Annotated in this window: 3 protein-coding genes; 2 read left to right on the forward strand and 1 reads right to left on the reverse strand. The window is 46.8% G+C overall.

Going from position 1 to position 1,371, the window contains the following annotated elements:
* Positions 1–315 (forward strand): hypothetical protein (locus EII41_RS14235; protein ID WP_185711882.1); only part of this gene is annotated, 315 nt, incomplete at its 5' end.
* 249 nt (positions 316–564) lie between these two features.
* Positions 565–1,164 (forward strand): glutathione peroxidase, encoded by a 600-nt coding sequence (locus tag EII41_RS13545; protein ID WP_124790997.1) that lies wholly within the window; start codon positions 565–567, stop codon positions 1,162–1,164.
* 13 nt (positions 1,165–1,177) lie between these two features.
* Here EII41_RS13545 and EII41_RS14375 read toward each other — a convergent pair.
* Positions 1,178–1,371 (reverse strand): hypothetical protein (locus EII41_RS14375; RefSeq protein ID WP_221620733.1); only part of this gene is annotated, 194 nt, incomplete at its 5' end.

Here is a 1,371-nt window from a genome sequence, read left to right on the forward strand (position 1 = left end):
GAGGTTCTTGAAGGGAAGAAGAATTCGAACGGCGAGTACGAGTATGTAATCCGTCAGGTTACACAGAATATCGTTTTGAAATTCGGTCCGGACTATGTAGCGAATATGTCGGTTAACGGTACGGCGGTTTGGTCGCACGGCGAAACGATTTACATCCGTGTAGAGCGTGAAGATATCGCGAGCATTTACTCGGTAGCCGGTCAGCTGGTGAAGAGAGTCGAACTGCCTGAAGGCGATACGCCGATCCCGATGCAACGTGGCGTATATGTGGTAACGCTCAAAGACGGTTCGGTACATAAGGTGATTGTGAAATAACATATAGAGATCACAGCAAGTTTTATGGTAGGAAATCCTCTTGTGCGGCCACGCCGCACGGGGGATTTCTTTTTATGTACATTATACGGGGAAACGTCCGTTCTTGTTGCTGCTTGAGTACATAATTTTGCGGGTGAGCTACAAAATAAACTATCTTTGTCGCTCGGTCGGGAGGAGTGATCCGTTTTTACATATCCGGATTTCTGTTGATCCGACAAACAGTATCAATAAATATAAAAGTATCATCTTATGAAAAAAACAATGTTGGCGCTGCTGTCGCTTTGCTTTGCGTGGACAGCCATGGCGCAGAATGGGATTTATGACTTCACCGTCAAAGATGCCGAAGGGAAAGATATCTCGCTGAAAGCGTACGAGGGTAAAGTACTTCTGATTGTAAACACCGCGACGAGGTGTGGTTTTACGCCTCAATACGAAGCGCTGGAGAAACTTTATGAGCAATACGAAGAACAAGGCTTTGTCGTTCTCGACTTTCCCTGCAACCAGTTTGGAGAGCAGGCGCCGGGCACGATAGAAGAAATTAAAGACTTCTGCACACTAAAGTACGGAACGAAGTTCCCACTGTTTGAGAAAATCGAGGTGAATGGTGAAAACGAATCACCGCTCTATACGTTTCTGAAGAGCAAGAAAGGCTTTGAAGGCTTCACCGGTAAACGAGCGGAGGCTATGAGTACCATGCTCAAAAAGAAAGACAAGGACTATGCAAGCAAGCCCGATATCAAATGGAATTTCACGAAGTTTCTGGTCGATAAGCAAGGGAACGTTGTGGCTCGCTTCGAGCCTACGGTCGGCATGGACGAGGTGGAAAAAGCTATCCAAGCCTTGTTGTAAACAGCTTGAAAACTTACCGAAAGGGAGCGGCCTCAAAAGGAGGCGGCTCTCTTTTCTTTTCGGGCAGACGGAACTGATCCGGTCGTTGAGAAACGGTTGGAAGGGACTGGAAGCCCTGTTTAGCCTCCTTATCCCAGATTACGCGATAGGAACTTTTTGGTTTAGATTTATGGGGAAATCCCATAGTCCGATGAACCATTTTCGTCG

The organism is Tannerella forsythia, from assembly GCF_003860135.1.
GTDB classification, from domain to species: Bacteria; Bacteroidota; Bacteroidia; order Bacteroidales; family Tannerellaceae; genus Tannerella; species Tannerella forsythia_A.

What these genes read in the sequence shown, in the direction of transcription:
- EII41_RS13545 (WP_124790997.1), top strand. Translation starts at nt 565, where the DNA reads ATGAAAAAAACAATGTTGGCGCTGCTGTCGCTTTGCTTTGCGTGGACA.